At 69.9% G+C, this 14826-nt stretch carries 12 protein-coding genes; 7 read left to right on the top strand and 5 right to left on the bottom strand.

Annotation, left to right across the window (positions count from 1 at the left end):
• The first annotated feature begins 2 nt into the window (after positions 1-2).
• Positions 3-1142 carry a serine hydrolase domain-containing protein gene (locus ACTWLI_RS14050; RefSeq protein ID WP_445154397.1) on the top strand — a complete coding sequence of 380 codons (1140 nt, stop codon included), beginning with the start codon at positions 3-5 and terminating at the stop codon, positions 1140-1142.
• A gap of 65 nt (positions 1143-1207) precedes the next feature.
• Entirely contained in the window at positions 1208-2362 is a 1155-nt protein-coding gene (locus tag ACTWLI_RS14055; RefSeq protein WP_445154398.1) for an FUSC family protein, read from the top strand.
• 82 nt (positions 2363-2444) lie between these two features.
• Here ACTWLI_RS14055 and ACTWLI_RS14060 read toward each other — a convergent pair whose 3' ends face one another.
• The 3 genes from ACTWLI_RS14060 to ACTWLI_RS14070 are packed head-to-tail and all read right to left on the bottom strand — an operon-like array spanning position 2445 to position 6067.
• Positions 2445-3359 carry a MaoC family dehydratase gene (locus ACTWLI_RS14060; RefSeq protein ID WP_445154399.1) on the bottom strand — a complete coding sequence of 305 codons (915 nt, stop codon included), beginning with the start codon at positions 3357-3359 and terminating at the stop codon, positions 2445-2447.
• The gene (locus ACTWLI_RS14065; RefSeq protein WP_445154400.1) at positions 3356-4705 is read right to left on the bottom strand and encodes a 3-oxoacyl-ACP reductase; all 1350 of its coding nucleotides are present in this window, start codon (positions 4703-4705) and stop codon (positions 3356-3358) included. The genes ACTWLI_RS14060 and ACTWLI_RS14065 overlap by 4 nt, the downstream gene beginning before the upstream one ends.
• A 9-nt stretch (positions 4706-4714) precedes the next feature.
• Positions 4715-6067 carry an acetyl-CoA C-acetyltransferase gene (locus tag ACTWLI_RS14070; RefSeq protein WP_445154401.1) on the bottom strand — a complete coding sequence of 451 codons (1353 nt, stop codon included), beginning with the start codon at positions 6065-6067 and terminating at the stop codon, positions 4715-4717.
• A gap of 62 nt (positions 6068-6129) precedes the next feature.
• On the opposite strand from ACTWLI_RS14070, the gene ACTWLI_RS14075 reads away from it, so the two are divergent.
• Both ACTWLI_RS14075 and ACTWLI_RS14080 read left to right on the top strand, forming a co-directional pair.
• On the top strand, positions 6130-6888 hold the full coding sequence (locus ACTWLI_RS14075) for a TetR/AcrR family transcriptional regulator (RefSeq protein ID WP_445154402.1): 759 nt from the start codon (positions 6130-6132) through the stop codon (positions 6886-6888).
• Positions 6889-6987: 99 nt separating this feature from the next.
• Complete coding sequence (locus ACTWLI_RS14080; protein WP_445154403.1) at positions 6988-9147, top strand: acyl-CoA dehydrogenase family protein; 2160 nt, start codon at positions 6988-6990, stop codon at positions 9145-9147.
• Positions 9148-9227: 80 nt separating this feature from the next.
• Here the strand turns inward: ACTWLI_RS14080 and glgA are convergent, their stop codons facing one another.
• The gene (glgA, locus tag ACTWLI_RS14085; RefSeq protein WP_445154404.1) at positions 9228-10427 is read right to left on the bottom strand and encodes a glycogen synthase; all 1200 of its coding nucleotides are present in this window, start codon (positions 10425-10427) and stop codon (positions 9228-9230) included.
• A 102-nt stretch (positions 10428-10529) separates the two neighbouring features.
• Between glgA and glgC the strand changes: the two genes are divergently transcribed.
• The 3 genes from glgC to ACTWLI_RS14100 all read left to right on the top strand — a co-directional run bounded on the left by glgC (position 10530) and on the right by ACTWLI_RS14100 (position 14064).
• Complete coding sequence (gene glgC, locus ACTWLI_RS14090) at positions 10530-11948, top strand: glucose-1-phosphate adenylyltransferase (RefSeq protein ID WP_445154405.1); 1419 nt, start codon at positions 10530-10532, stop codon at positions 11946-11948.
• A gap of 84 nt (positions 11949-12032) precedes the next feature.
• A complete protein-coding gene (locus ACTWLI_RS14095) occupies positions 12033-13526 on the top strand; it encodes an SDR family NAD(P)-dependent oxidoreductase (protein WP_445154406.1) in 1494 nt (497 codons plus the stop codon).
• Positions 13527-13596: 70 nt separating this feature from the next.
• On the top strand, positions 13597-14064 hold the full coding sequence (locus ACTWLI_RS14100; protein ID WP_445154407.1) for a pyridoxamine 5'-phosphate oxidase family protein: 468 nt from the start codon (positions 13597-13599) through the stop codon (positions 14062-14064).
• A gap of 74 nt (positions 14065-14138) precedes the next feature.
• Here the strand turns inward: ACTWLI_RS14100 and ACTWLI_RS14105 are convergent, their stop codons facing one another.
• Complete coding sequence (locus ACTWLI_RS14105; RefSeq protein ID WP_445154408.1) at positions 14139-14582, bottom strand: universal stress protein; 444 nt, start codon at positions 14580-14582, stop codon at positions 14139-14141.
• Positions 14583-14826: the final 244 nt, after the last annotated feature.

A 14826-nucleotide genomic window follows, 5' to 3' on the forward strand; every position in this document is an offset into this window, starting at 1 on the left:
GCGTGGCGGACACAGCGACCGACGACGCGGCCAACGCGGCCTCCTCCTCTTCCTCCGGCTACGCGGCTCCCGGATTCACTGCCGTCCGTCAACTCTTCGACTCCTTCCGGGCCGCGGACCCCGCCTACAGCGCCCAGCTCGCCGTCTACCGGCACGGCGCCAAGGTGCTGGACCTCAGCGCCGGTGCCGGACTGGGCCCGGGAGAAATCACCGGCACATATTCGTGTTCCAAGGGCGCCGCAGCCATGGTCATCGCCCTGCTGGTCCAGGAGGGGCTGCTGGACCTGGATGCCGCACTGGTCGCCTACTGGCCCGAGTTCGGGGCGCACGGCAAGGACCGTCTCACCGTCCGGCAGGCACTGTCCCACCAGGCAGGGGTCCCCGGCATCTCCGGAGGCCTGGCGCTCGCCGACTTCCCCACCTCCGAGGCAGCGCGCCGGCTCGCCGCCGAGGCTCCGCTCTGGCGTCCGGGCACTGCCTTCGGCTATCACGCCCTGACCATCGGGGTCATCATGGAGGAGCTGTGCCGGCGGGTGGCGGGAAGGTCCCTTCAGGCGCTCTTCGACGAACGTCTCCGCCTCCCCTACGGCCTGGACTTCTTCCTGGGCCTGCCCGAGGACCAGGAGCCGCGGTTCCGGGACGTGCTGTACGCGGAGGGACCGCCGGCGGATCCGTTCAGCCTCGACGGGATCACCAGCAACGCCCCGGTCAGCACCATCATGGAACTGCCCAACCACCGCACCATCCGGGCCGGCGGGATGAGCAGCGCCGGCGGAATCGGCTCCGCGGACGGTCTGGCCCGCCTCTACGCCGCCGCGCTAACCGGCGTTGACGGTCTCCCCGCGTTCCTGGCTCCGGGCACCGCCGCACTCATGGCCGAGGAACAGGTCTGGGGACTGGACCGGTGTTCGGCCCAAAGCGACGCGTTCGCCGTCGTCTTCATGAAACCGCAGCCCGAGCGGGACTTCGGCAGCGCGTTCGCGTTCGGGCATGAAGGCGCCAGCGCGGCCCTGGGCTATGCGGATCCGGCCCACGGCATCGGTTTCGGCTACGTCCCGCGGCGTGCCGAGGAAGGCCGTACCGGCGGCCGGGCACAGCGTCTGTCCGCAGCCGTCCGGGAGGCCTGCGCCGCTGCGGACTAGCCGGACAGGGCATGGGCGGGTTTGTCCACTTGTAGCACCAACGCCGCAGCCCTAGTGTTGGCCGGATGGCTAGTGACGATAAACCCGACCGCGGCGGCCATCCCTCCCGGCTCGGCAAAGCGGGACGGGCCGTGCGGGCCAGCGTCTCCGCCGCCCTGTTGTGGCCCAGGCTGCAGCTGGCAGCCAAGGCCGCCATCGCGGCAGGCGTCGCGTTCTTCATCGCCCCCTACATGCCCGGTTCCGCCGCTGAATACCCCTACTACGCCCCGCTGGGTGCGCTCGTGGCCATGTACGAGAACGTCTCCGGCTCCATGCGCCAGGGGTTCCAGACCCTCGTCGGGCTCGCCATCGGCATCGGCCTGGCCTTCATGCTCTTCAGTCTCGGAGACCCATCCCCGCTGACCGTCGCGATCGTCATGGGGCTGGGGGTAATCCTCGCCGGCCTGCCCCGGATTGGCTCGGGCAGCGACTGGATCCCGACGGCGGCACTGCTGGTGCTGCTGGTCGGCGGCCACAACCCGGACAAGTTCTCCTTCGGTTACCTGCTCCAGATGGGCGTCGGGGTCAGCGTCGGCATCCTCGTGAACCTGCTGGTCTTCCCGCCGCTGCACTTCAAGGCCGCGGCACTGAGCCTGGCCGAACTGCGGCTGGCCCTGGCCCGGCAGCTTCGGGACATGAGCAAGGCGCTGAAGGAAAACTGGCCGCCGGAACACGAGGACTGGTCGCGCCGCTCGGAGGCACTGGCCGCGCACGCCCGCTCGGTACGTGCCGCCGTCCAAAAGGCCGACGCCAGCCGCCGGGCCAACCCGCGCCGCCGCCTGCACCCCCGGGACGTTGAAGAGGACTACCGCGACCTGCGGGACCTGGAACGGCTGACCTTCCACATCCAGGACGTCACGCAGGTACTCTCGGACGTCATCTGGGCCACAGACCACCCCTTCGTCATCCCCGACGGCCAGGCCGAGCCGCTGGCCGACGCCATGGCGCTGGTCGGCGATGCCCTGCGCGCCGTCGATGAGGAGGAACCGCAGCGCCAGGCCGAGCTCATCGAACAGGCCGATGCCGCGGTCCAGGAGTTCACCGCGCGGATCGCGGCCGAGGAACAGCCCCCCGGCGCGCCCAACGCCGTGGAATCGATCCTGCTCAGCCTGCACCGCATGCTGCGCGTGCTGAAGTCCGGGGACGCCAAACGCCAGCCGGATACCACCGACGCGGGCTGACCCGGGGCCGCAGACGCGGGCGGCTCCCCCCCGGAAACCGCGGTCTTCCCGGGGCGGCCGCCGACGTTTGCCTTGTGGGGCGCTATTTCAGCGACGCCACCGACCCGCTGAAATGCTTCCGGCCCGACCGCGGACTCCACGCCACGTAGTCCGAGCGCAGCCACGCGCCGTCGTCGTCCTGCACGGTGCTGATGTCCAGCGCCACCCTGGCCGGCAGGAACACCGGCGCCTCGAACGCCACATCCCAGCTGAACGCGTCGCCTTTCGCGGCGCCGACGTCGGCCAGCGCCCTGGAGGCCAGGTACATGCCGTGCGCGATCGACCGGCGCATGCCCAGGGCTTTGGCGCTGAGCACGCTGAGGTGGATCGGGTTGAAGTCACCGGACACGGCAGCGTAGGCGCGGCCGGTGTCCACCCCCAGCTGCCACAGGGCCGTCGGGTTCGGCGCCGTGAAGTCGCCCGGAGCCGCGGCGGCTGAGGGCTTGTCGATTCCCGGCAGGAACACGCCCTTGGCCAGGTAGGTGGAGACGCCGCGCCAGCGCAGGGTGTCTTCACCTGCCCCGCGCACCTCGGCGACCAGGTCCAGCTGGGTCCCGGCGCGGTGCCCGCGCAGGTTTTCCGCCCAGGCCCGGATGTCCAGTGCCTCCGAGAACAGCACCGGAGCGGACTGCACCACCTTGTTGCTGAGGTGGATCATGCCCAGCAGCGGCAGCGGGAAGTCCTCGCGGTTCATCACGGACATGGCCAGCGGAAACGCCAGGGCGTGGATGAAGCCGGCCGGCAGCACATCGCTGGCGGTTTCCCCGACCAGGTGCTGGTAGGCCGTCAGATTCCCGACGCCGGCCGTGACGCCGCGGACCTCGTGGCCGCAGCCGGGCAGCTCGGACCCGGACTGTGCGCCGAGGACGCGGCGCCGTGCCGCGGTGGCGGCGGCGTTGACGTACAGCTTGGACAGCGACGGCATCTCGCCCAGCCGGACAGTCTGCGGAGCGCTCATGCGCCCACCAGGTTCTGTCCGCAGACGCGCAGCACCCCACCGGAGATGCCGCCAGCGGCGTCGCTGGCCAGGAACGCGATCGCCTCGGCGACGTCCTGGGGCCGGCCGCCCTGCTGCAGCGAATTGAGCCGGCGTGCCACCTCCCGGGTCGCGAACGGGATCCGTGCCGTCATCTCGGTCTCGATGAACCCCGGCGCGACGGCGTTGATCGAGCCGCCGTGGGCCGCGAGCAGCGGCGCGGTGGCGCGGACCATGCCCATGACGCCGCCCTTGGACGCGGCGTAGTTGGTCTGGCCGCGGTTGCCGGCGATGCCGCTGGTGGACGCGACGGAAACGATCCGCGGCGCGTTCCGGAAGTGCTCCGAGGCCAGCAGGGCCTCGTTGATCCGCAGCTGGGCGGCAATGTTCACGGCGATGACCGAGGTCCAGCGCCCCTGGTCCATGTTGGCGAGCAGCTTGTCCCGGGTGATGCCGGCGTTGTGGATCACGATGTCCAGCCTGCCGTGCCGCTCCACCGCGTGGTCGATAATCCGCTGGCCGGCATCTTCGCGGCTGATGTCCAGCTGCAGGGCAGTGCCAGGGATCTCGTTGGCGACGGCCGCGAGGTGGTCCCCTGCGGCAGGAATGTCGACCGCGATGACGGTGGCGCCGTCCCGGTGGAGCGTGCGCGCGATCGCCGCTCCGATGCCCCGGGCCGCGCCGGTCACGACAGCGACCTTGCCGGCCAGCGGCCTGTCGGCGTCGTCCGGCAGCTGGCCCGCGTCGGAGGAAACCGTGAGGAACTGGCCGTCGACGAAGGCCGAACGGCCCGAGAGGAGGAACCGCAGGGCGCCGAGGGCGCTGGGGCTCGTGGTCCGTGCGCCGTCGGCGAGGACGATGCCGTTGCCGGTGGCGCCGGCGCGCAGCTCCTTGGCGAGTGAACGGAGCAGGCCGTCGACGCCCTGCCGGGCGGCCGCCACCGCAGGCATGGCGGCTTCGGCGGCCTCCGCGGCGTCACGGGAGATGGTGATCACGCGGGCGTTGGCGGCCAGGTCGCGGAACGACGCAGCGGCGGTGAGGACCGGCTTTTCCAGGTCCTCGGGCCGGGAGGCCTCGTCCAGCACCAGGATGATCGCGCCGAGTTTTTCCCGCGGCACGGCGTGGCGCCGGACATCGAGGTTCCAGGCCAGCAGGGCAGCGGCAAGCTCATCCGCGCCGGTGCCGGCGCCCTGGATGAGCACAGGCCCTTCCACGAGGGGCTGGCCGGGCCGGTAGCGGCGGAGCTCCACCGGCTGCGGCAACCCGAGCTTGCGGGCCAGGTCACGGCCGAGGCCCCGGCTGACGAACTGGGTGTATTTGTCACTCATCGGGTCCCCTTAGTGTGCTTCGAGAAGGGCGACGACGCCCTGGCCGCCGGCCGCGCAGATGGAGATGAGCCCGCGTGCCGGACGTCCGTCGACCTGGCCCTTGGCGTGCAGCATCTTCGCGAGCGAGGCGACGATCCGGCCGCCGGTCGCGGCGAACGGGTGGCCTGCGGCAAGCGAGGAGCCGTTGACGTTGAGCTTGGCGCGGTCGACGCTGCCCAGGGCGCCGTCCAGGCCGAGGCGGGTGCGGCAGAACTCCTCGTCCTCCCAGGCTGCCAGGGTGCTCAGGACGGTGCCGGCGAAGGCTTCATGGATTTCGAAGAAGTCGATGTCCCCGAAGCCCAGGCCGTTGCGGGCCAGCAGGCGCGGAACGGCGAAGACCGGAGCCATCAGCAGGCCGTCCTTGCCGTGGACGAAGTCGACCGCCGCTGCTTCACCGTCGAGGACGGTGGCCAGCTTGGGCAGGTCGTGGGCATCGGCCCAGGCTTCGGAGGCGAGCAGGACCGTGGACGCACCGTCGGTGAGCGGGGTGGAGTTGCCGGCGGTCATGGTCGCTTCGGCGCCCAGGTTCTTGCCGAAAACCGGCTTGAGGCCCGCGAGCTTTTCCGGCGTGGTGTCGGCGCGGAGGTTGGAGTCCTTGCTGAGCCCCCGGTACGGCGTCATCAGGTCATCGAAGAACCCGGCGTCGTAGGCGGCGGCGAGGTTGCGGTGGCTGTTGTAAGCGAGCTCGTCCTGGGCTTCGCGGGTGATCTTCCACTGCGCCGTGGTCAGGGCCTGGTGTTCGCCCATGGACAGGCCGGTGCGCGGCTCGCCGGTATTCGGGGCGTCGGGAGCCAGGTCCTTGGGGCGGAGCCGGCTAAGAACCTGCAACCGCTGCGGCAGGGTCTTGGCACGGTTCAGGTCCAGCAGGACCTCACGCAGTCCCTCGCTGACCGCGATCGGGGCGTCGGAGGCCGAGTCCACGCCGCCGGCGATGGCGGAGTCGATCTGGCCGAGCTTGATCTTGTTGGCCAGGCCCAGCACGGTCTCCAGACCGGTGGCGCAGGCCTGCTGCAGGTCGTAGGCAGGGGTCTCGGCGGAGAGCGCGGAGCCGAGAACGGCTTCGCGGGTGAGGTTGAAGTCCCGGGAGTGCTTGAGCACGGCGCCGGCAGCGACTTCGCCGATCCGCTCATCCTGCAGCCCGAACCGGGCAATCAGCCCGTCGAGCGCCGCGGTGAGCATGTCTTGGTTGGACGACTTGGTGTACGCGCCGCCAGTGCGTGCGAAGGGGATGCGGTTTCCGCCGACGACGACGGCCTTGCGGAGTTGCGTGGCGGCCGCGGGCGTTGTCGCCGCTCCGGGCGCGGGGGTTCCATTGTCGGGCATCTGCTGTCTCCTTCGATCAAAGCCGGTTACCGATACCCAGCGTACCTGATACGCTGGGTATCGTGAACATCCTTCCGGCGGGGCCTGGTGCGCCGCAGAGTGAGACGGGCGCCGCAGCCGGCCCCGGGTCCGGCGCGCCCGACGGCGGCGCGCCCGACGGCGGCGCGGGCGCCGTCGATGGCCGGGTCTCCCGCTGGCAGTCGCACCGCGAGGAGCGCCGCCGGGAACTGATCAAGTCGGCCCGCAAGGCCGTGCACGCGCTCGGCAGCGAAGCCTCGATGGAGGACATCGCGGCCGCAGCCGGCACGTCGAAGTCAGTGTTCTACCGCTACTTCCGCGACAAGGCCGGCCTGCAGCAGGCAGTCGGCGAGGTGGTCCTCAGCCAGATGCAGCGCCGGATCCTCGAGGCCGCGCAGGGCGCCCAGACGCCGCGCGAAGGGCTGTACGCCATGGTCTCGGCCTACCTGCAGATGGCCGAGACCAGCCCGAACGTCTACACCTTCGTGACCCGGTATGCCCCCGGCGACCCGGGTGTGGACCACGGTTCGGTCGCTGCCGCGGGCGCCCTGGGCCACTTCTTCGCCGCGATCAGCGAGATGATCGCGGCGCCCATGCGGCAGCAGCTGCGCGCCGTCGCCGGGAAGGAAGCCGTGATCGGGTATTGGCCGAACGCTGCGATCGGCCTGGTCCGTAATGCGGGCGAGCAGTGGCTTGCCAGCCCCGACTCCCCCGCCAAACCGGGCCAGGAAGCCATGGCCCGGCAGATCACCGACTGGCTGTGCTTCGGCATCGCCCCGGAACTCCGGGACCGGCCCGTATGATCCGCCCGTCCTGACCCGGCGGAGCGCCCCGCACCGGATCCGCTCCGCCACCCCCGTACCAACCGTTTGACCGATGTCAGTGCCAACGAAGGAATCGACATGACTGAACTAGCCAACCGGCCCGCCGGCTCATCCTCCTCCGCCGCCGGGGCGGCCGCCCCGGCCGCTGCCGCGGGCCCCTCCGTCGACGTCGCCGCCCTCGGCGAGCAGCTGCTGGGCAAATGGGCCGCGGTCCGCCGCGAGGCCCGGGCGCTGGCCGGAAAGCCCGAGCTGCACAAGACCGAGGGCCTGACCCACACCGAGCACCGGAAGCGGACCTTCGACCAGCTCCGGATCCTGGTCGACAACGGAGCCGTCCACCGGGCCTTCCCGGTGGAGCTCGGCGGCGCCGACGAGCACGGGGCGAACATCGCCGGGTTCCAGGAACTCGTCGTGGCCGATCCCTCGCTGCAGATCAAGGCCGGCGTGCAGTGGGGCCTGTTCGGCTCCGCCGTAAACCACCTTGGCACCGAAGAGCACCACCGGAAGTGGCTGCCGGGCATCCTGAGCCTTGAGATCCCGGGTTGCTTCGCGATGACCGAGACCGGGCACGGCTCGGACGTGGCCAGCATCGCCACCACTGCCACCTACGACGCCGCTACCGAAGAGTTCGTCGTGCACACCCCGTTCCGGGCGGCCTGGAAGGACTACATCGGCAACGCGGCGATCGACGGCCTGGCCGCCGTCGTCTTCGCCCAGCTCATCACCCAGGGCGTCAACCACGGCGTGCATGCCTTCTACGTGCAGCTGCGCGACCCGAAGACCAAGGAGTTCCTGCCCGGCATCGGCGGCGAGGACGACGGCGTCAAGGGCGGCCTGAACGGCATCGACAACGGCCGGCTGCACTTCACCGACGTCCGGATCCCGCGCACCAACCTGCTCAACCGGTACGGCAACGTCGACCCCGACGGCACGTACAGCTCCCCCATCGCCAGCCCGGGCCGCCGCTTCTTCACGATGCTCGGCACCCTGGTCCAGGGCCGGGTCTCCCTGGACGGCGCCGCCGTCGCCGCATCCCGGCTGGCGCTGAAGACCGCCATCCAGTACGCCACGGAACGGCGCCAGTTCAACGCCTCCTCCGCCACGGATGAGGAAGTGCTGCTGGACTACCAGCGGCACCAGCGCCGCCTGTTCACCCGCCTCGCCACCACCTACGCCGCGGGCTTCGCCAGCGAACAGCTGCTGGAGAAGTTCGACGACGTCTTCTCCGGCCGGAACGACACCGACGAGGACCGCCAGGACCTGGAGACACTGGCCGCCGCGCTCAAGCCGCTAAGCACCTGGCACGCCCTCGACACCCTGCAGGAATGCCGCGAGGCCTGCGGCGGCGCCGGGTTCCTGATCGAGAACCGGTTCGCGTCGCTGCGCGCCGACCTGGACGTCTACGCCACCTTCGAAGGCGACAACACCGTCCTGCTGCAGCTGGTCGCCAAGCGCCTGCTGGCCGACTACGCCAAGGAATTCCGCAACGTCGACTTCGGCGTGCTGGCCCGCTACGTCGTCGGACAGGCCACCGGCGCCGCCATCCACCGGACCGGCCTGCGCGGTGTGGCCCAGTTCGTGGCGGACTCCGGCTCGGTGCAGAAGGCCGCCACCGCGCTCAAGGACGAGGCCGGGCAGCGCGCCCTGCTCACCGAGCGCGTGCAGGCCATGGTCGCCGAGGTCGGCGCGGCCCTCAAGGGCGCGAACAAGCTGCCGCAGCAGCAGGCCGCGGCGCTGTTCAACAGCCACCAGCACGAACTGATCGAGGCCGCCCAGGCGCACGCCGAGCTGCTCCAGTGGGAGGCCTTCACCGAAGCCCTCGGCCACACCTCGGACCCGGGCACCAAGACCGTCCTGACCTGGCTGCGCGACCTGTTCGGGCTGTCGCTGATCGAGAAAAACCTGGCCTGGTACCTCATGAACGGCCGGCTCTCCATGCAGCGCGCCCGCACCGTCGGCGAGTACATCAACCGGCTGCTGGTGAAGATCCGGCCGCATGCCCTGGACCTGGTGGATGCCTTCGGTTACGGCCCGGAGCACCTGCGCGCCGCGATCGCCACCGGCGCGGAGAAGGCCCGCCAGGACGAGGCCCGGGAGTTCTTCCGCAGCCAGCGCGCCAGCGGCCAGGCCCCGGTGGACGAGAAGATCCTGCTGGCCCGCACGGCCCAGTCGGGCAAATCTCAGTCCAGCAAATCACAGTCGGGCAAATCGCAGTCCGGCAAGGTGAAGCGCGGCTGATTAGCAGCACCGCTTAGCAGCGTCCGCACGACGACGGCGCCGCCCCTGAACCGGGGCGGCGCCGTCGTCGTTTGGCGTAACTACTGCGGAAGGACCGAGCGGTAGACCTCCAGGGTGGTTTCCGAAATTGATTCCCAGGAGAAGTGCTCCTCGGCCCGGCGGCGGCCTGCCGCGCCCATGGCCCGGGCCCGCTCCGGGTCAGTGACCACCTCCGTGAGGGCGGCGGCGAACTCGGTGACGAACTTCTCCGGGTCCAGCGGGGTGCCGGTGCCGTCGGTGACCTGTTCGAGCTGCACGAGGAGCCCGGTCTCGCCGTGCTGAACCACCTCCGGGATACCGCCAGTGGCGCTGGCCACGACGGCGGCCCCGCAGGCCATCGCTTCCAGGTTCACGATCCCGAGGGGTTCGTAGATGGACGGGCAGGCGAAGGCGGTGGCGTGGCTAAGGACCTGGATCAGTTCCCGGCGCGGAAGCATCCGTTCGATCAGGACGACGCCGCTGCGCTTGGCCTGCAGTTCATCGATCAGCTTGGAGGTCTCGGCGGCCAGCTCCGGGGTGTCCGCCGCGCCCAGGCACAGCACCAGCTGGACGTCCGCGGGGAGCTTCGCGGCGGCGCGCAGCAGGTACGGCACCCCCTTCTGCCGGGTGTTGCGGCCGACGAAGACCACGCTGGGCCGCTCGGGGTCGATCCCCAGGGCGCGGACCGCGTCGTTGTCCTCGTCCCGGTTCCAAAGGCTGACGTCGATCCCGTTGTGGACCACCCGGACCTTGGCGGGGTCCACGTCCGGGTAGCTGCGGAGGATGTCCTGCCGCATGCCCTCGGACACGGCGATGATGGCGGCGGCGGCCTCGTAGGCGGTCTTCTCCACCCAGGAGGACAGGGCGTAGCCGCCGCCGAGCTGTTCGGCCTTCCACGGCCGCAGCGGTTCCAGGCTGTGCGCGCTGAGCACATGCGGGATGCCGTGCAGCAGCGAGGCCAGGTGGCCGGCCATGTTGGCGTACCAGGTGTGCGAGTGCACAAGGTCGGCGCCGGCAACGTCGGGCACGATCCGCAGGTCCACGCCGAGCGTCTGCACCGCGGCGTTGGCGGCCGAGAGGTCCTCCGGCACCGGATAGGAGGACACGGCCGCGCCGTGGTAATCCGGGTCACGCGGGGCGCCGAAGGCGCGGACCCGCAGGTCCACCTTCTGGGCCAGCACACGGCTGAGTTCGGCCACATGCACGCCGGCGCCGCCATAGATTTCGGGCGGGAATTCCTTGGTCACAATGTCTATTCGCACAAACCCCAAGGTAGTCCTTCCGGCTGATCTGTTCTAGTGTGAAGAGGTCCGGGCACACCGGGCGGATTTTGGGGAGCATCGAAGGCGTTCAGGAGCGATATCATGCCGCAGCAGAAGAAAGTCTTGGCCATTGTCCTCGCAGGTGGCGAGGGAAATAGGCTGATGCCGTTGACGGCAGACCGGGCCAAGCCGGCCGTCCCGTTCGCCGGCAGTTACCGGCTCATTGATTTCGCGCTTTCCAACCTGGTGAATTCCCGGTATTTGCAGATTGTTGTCCTCACCCAATACAAATCCCACAGCCTCGACCGGCATATTTCCGAAACCTGGCGCATGTCCACCCAGCTGGGGAATTACATTGCGTCGGTGCCGGCGCAGCAGCGCGTGGGCAAGAGCTGGTTCCTGGGCAGTGCCAACGCCATCTACCAGTCCCTGAACCTGATCCACGATGCCAACCCGGACATCGTCGTCGTCGTCGGCGCCGACCACGTGTACCGGATGGACTTCGCACAGATGGTGGCCCAGCACGTCGCCAGCGGGGCCAAGGCCACGGTCGCCGCCGTCCGCCAGCCGCTGCACATGGCCGACCAGTTCGGTGTGATCGAGGTGGACCAGCAGAACCCGGAGAAGATCGCGGCGTTCGTCGAGAAGCCGTCCTCGACCCCGGGCCTCGCCGCGGACCCCAGCCAGTTCCTGGCCTCCATGGGCAACTACGTCTTCGACGCCGATGCCCTTGTCGAGGCGCTGCACGTCGACGCCGAACGGCTTGATACCAAGCACGACATGGGCGGGGACATCATCCCGTACTTCGTCGACAAGGGTGAAGCCGGGGTCTACGACTTCACCCTCAACGACATCCCGGGCTCCACCGAGCGCGACCGGACGTACTGGCGCGACGTCGGCACCATCGACTCCTTCTACGACGCCCACATGGACCTGATCTCCCCCGTGCCGGTCTTCAACCTGTACAACTCCGAATGGCCGATCTACACCCGCCAGAGCATCTCGCCGCCGGCCAAGTTCGTCCGCGGCGAGGGTTCCACGGTCGGTACCGCACTGGATTCGATCGTCGCCAGCGGCGTGGTGATCTCCGGCGGCATCGTGGAAGGCTCGGTCCTCTCCAACGACGTCTACGTCGGGACCGCCAGCCGGGTCCTCGACTCGGTGCTGATGGACAAGGTCCAGGTGGGGGCCGGGGCCGTGATCAAGCGCGCCATCATCGACAAGAACGTCCGGATCCCGGCCGGGGCCGCGATCGGCCTGGACCCCGACCTGGACCGGGCACGCGGTTTCAAAGTCACCGACTCCGGTATCACCGTGCTCGCCAAGGGCCAGGAGGTCCCCGAGCCCGGCGAAGCCGAACGTTCGCTCTCCGCCGCCAACCTCTACCTGGTCCCCAACGCCGTCAAGACGGCCACGGAGAACTGGCCGGCCGTGCGTGAGTCGGTGGAGAAGGTCGGCGAAGTGCACGCCGCCGCCGTCGGCGTCGATCCGTCCGGAACCAACCCCGGCGCCGGCGCCTGACGCAGCGGACGCCGGGACGCCCGCCGGGGGGGGGCCGGCGTCCGGTGTCCCGGCAGGCGGCCGCCAGGCTGTAAAATTGGCCTAATGAGCTCTCCCGACCTGCAGCCCGACCCGGCCGGCGACGCGACGCCGGCCGCCGGGCTGACCCCCGAGGACATCGCCGCCTGCCTGAAGGTGCTGAACAACATCCATGCCTACGACGAGGAGCACCCGGACTACGTGTCCGTGCGCCGCGCCACCGGGAAGATGTTCAAGGCGGTCAAGCGCCACCGCCGGGTCACCAAACGGGACCTGATCGCCGAGGCGGACCGTGCCGTGATCGCCCAGACCGCGACGGCGGCGCCGGACCGCATCGACGATGAAACGCGCGGCAACAAGCTGGCACCCTCGGCGACCGGAGAGGTCGCCGGGCACCTGATCAGGTCCCGGCCCTGTTACATCTGCAAGCAGCACTACACCCAGGTGGATGCCTTCTACCACCAGCTCTGCCCCGAATGTGCGCTCTTCAGCCACAGCAAGCGCGACGCGCGGACGGACCTGACCGGCCGGCGTGCGCTGCTGACCGGCGGCCGGGCCAAGATCGGCATGTACATTGCGCTGCGGCTGCTGCGCGACGGGGCCCACACCACCATCACCACCCGCTTCCCCAAGGACGCCGCGCGGCGTTTCGCCGCCATGGAGGACAGCGCCGACTGGCTGCACCGGCTGCGGATCGTGGGCATCGACCTGCGCGATCCCTCCCAGGTCATGGCGCTGACCGACTCCCTCGACGCCGCCGGGCCGCTGGACATCATCATCAACAACGCCGCGCAGACCGTCCGTCGGTCCGGGAACGCGTACAAGCCGCTGGTCGACGCCGAGGACGAGCCGTTGCCGGCGGAGCTGCAGGCGGCCAACGGCGGGCCCGAACTCGTCACGTTCGGCCACGCCCATGACAAGCACCCGCTGGCGCTGGCCAGCTCGGTCCTGGAGCACCCGGTCCTGGCCGGCGACGCGATCACCTCGCTGGCGCTGTCCACCGGCTCGGCGTCGCTGGAGCGGATCGCCTCCGGCACCGCGATTGACGCCGGCGGCCTGGTCCCGGACCTCGCCACGATCAACAGCTGGACCCAGGTGGTGGACGAGGTTGATCCGCTGGAAATGCTCGAGGTGCAGCTCTGCAACGTCACGGCGCCGTTCCTGCTGGTCAGCAGGCTGCGCGGAGCGATGAGGCGCTCGGATGCGCGGCGCAAGTACATCGTGAACGTCAGCGCCATGGAGGGCCAGTTCTCCCGCGCCTACAAGGGCCCGGGCCATCCGCACACGAATATGGCCAAGGCGGCGCTGAACATGATGACGCGCACCAGCGCCAAGGAGATGCTGGAGTCCGACGGCATCCTGATGACCGCCGTCGACACCGGCTGGATCACGGACGAACGTCCGCACTACACGAAGGTCCGGCTGATGGAGGAAGGCTTCCACGCCCCGCTGGACCTGGTCGACGGGGCCGCCAGGGTCTACGACCCCATCGTGATGGGCGAGGCCGGCGAGGACCAGTACGGAGTCTTCCTCAAGGACTACAAGCCCAGCCCCTGGTAGGAGGCCGGCCGCGGCCGCCAAGGGCCATATGGCCCTGATCTGGCCGCGGGAGCGTCCGTAACGTGGAGCTGTGACTACGACGACGCCGCCGCCAAACTTCCAGCTGTCCATCGACCAGTGCTGGGCCCTGCTCGACAGCGAGGTGGTGGGGCGGATCGCGCTGATCGTCGACGGCCATCCGGAGGTTTTCCCGGTGAATTTTGTTCTCCAGCGCCGTTCGATCGTGTTCCGGACCGCTGGCGGCACCAAGCTCTGGGGCGCCATCACCGCCAAACCGGTGGCCTTCGAAATCGACGGCTACGACTCGCACGAGCAGGCGGCGTGGAGCGTCGTCGCGCGCGGCGAGGCCGAGCTCATCGAGGACCAGGCCGAAAAGGATGCGGTGGACGCGCTGCTGCTGGAGCCCTGGCAGCCCGGCGAGAAAAACTACTACGTCCGGGTGGCACCCAAGGCCCTGACCGGGCGCCGTTTCAAGGTCAACCAGCCCGACGTCTGGCGGACCCGGCTCGCCGACCCGCGCCGGACCTCGTTCGAATAGGCGAGGCGGACGGTTCGGGCACCCCGGGGACGGGCCCGTCCGCGCTTCTCTGGCTGGGCGTCCCTGCCGGGCGGCTAACGCTTTTCCGGGGTATGGACCACCAGCACCGGACAGTGCGCATGCGCGACGAGGGCGGAGCTGACCGAACCGAGCAACAGCCCGCCGAACCCGCCATGGCCGCGCCGGCCCAGCACCAGGAGGTCCGCCGTGCGGCTCTCCTCGATCAGGGTGCGGCGCGGATGCCCCTGCACCAGCCGGGTTTCCACGTTCGCGGGCGTCTCGCCGCCAAAGGCCTTTGCCACCGTCTCCTGCAGGATCTCCCCGGCGCGGACGTCGAAATCGTTGATGCCCATGGCCACATACCCGTCATAGACCGGCGGCACGTCCCAGCAGGCCAGGGCCACGATATTGGCCGACAACGGCGCGGCGAGCCGCTGAGCCTGCCGCAGGGCCTCCACGGAAGCATCCGATCCGTCGACTCCGACCACAATGGTCCCGATACCCGTGGGTTCACTCATGGCTTGGCCCCTTTCCCGTCCCCGTCACCGCGCTGCGGCACGTCGCTCAAGGTAGCCCTGGCCGCCGCGCCCGGGCTAGGGCCGAAAGTCACGCCACCCTGCAGCCCACGCGGCCGGGGTGGCGGGCCCGGTTGCACCGCCAAATCCGGCGCCACGGCCGGTCCCGGCGCTGGTCCGGGGCCGAACGGCCCTTGCCCCGAGGCCGCGGGGAACCGGAGACTGGCTGTGCGCAGCGAAGAAATAT

Source organism: Arthrobacter sp. Hor0625 (assembly GCF_052567525.1).

What these genes read in the sequence shown, in the direction of transcription:
- ACTWLI_RS14055 (WP_445154398.1), top strand. Translation starts at nt 1,208, where the DNA reads ATGGCTAGTGACGATAAACCCGACCGCGGCGGCCATCCCTCCCGGCTC.
- ACTWLI_RS14080 (WP_445154403.1), top strand. Translation starts at nt 6,988, where the DNA reads ATGACTGAACTAGCCAACCGGCCCGCCGGCTCATCCTCCTCCGCCGCC.
- ACTWLI_RS14065 (WP_445154400.1), bottom strand. Translation starts at nt 4,705, where the DNA reads ATGAGTGACAAATACACCCAGTTCGTCAGCCGGGGCCTCGGCCGTGAC.
- ACTWLI_RS14070 (WP_445154401.1), bottom strand. Translation starts at nt 6,067, where the DNA reads ATGCCCGACAATGGAACCCCCGCGCCCGGAGCGGCGACAACGCCCGCG.
- ACTWLI_RS14060 (WP_445154399.1), bottom strand. Translation starts at nt 3,359, where the DNA reads ATGAGCGCTCCGCAGACTGTCCGGCTGGGCGAGATGCCGTCGCTGTCC.
- ACTWLI_RS14105 (WP_445154408.1), bottom strand. Translation starts at nt 14,582, where the DNA reads ATGAGTGAACCCACGGGTATCGGGACCATTGTGGTCGGAGTCGACGGA.
- ACTWLI_RS14095 (WP_445154406.1), top strand. Translation starts at nt 12,033, where the DNA reads ATGAGCTCTCCCGACCTGCAGCCCGACCCGGCCGGCGACGCGACGCCG.
- glgC (WP_445154405.1), top strand. Translation starts at nt 10,530, where the DNA reads ATGCCGCAGCAGAAGAAAGTCTTGGCCATTGTCCTCGCAGGTGGCGAG.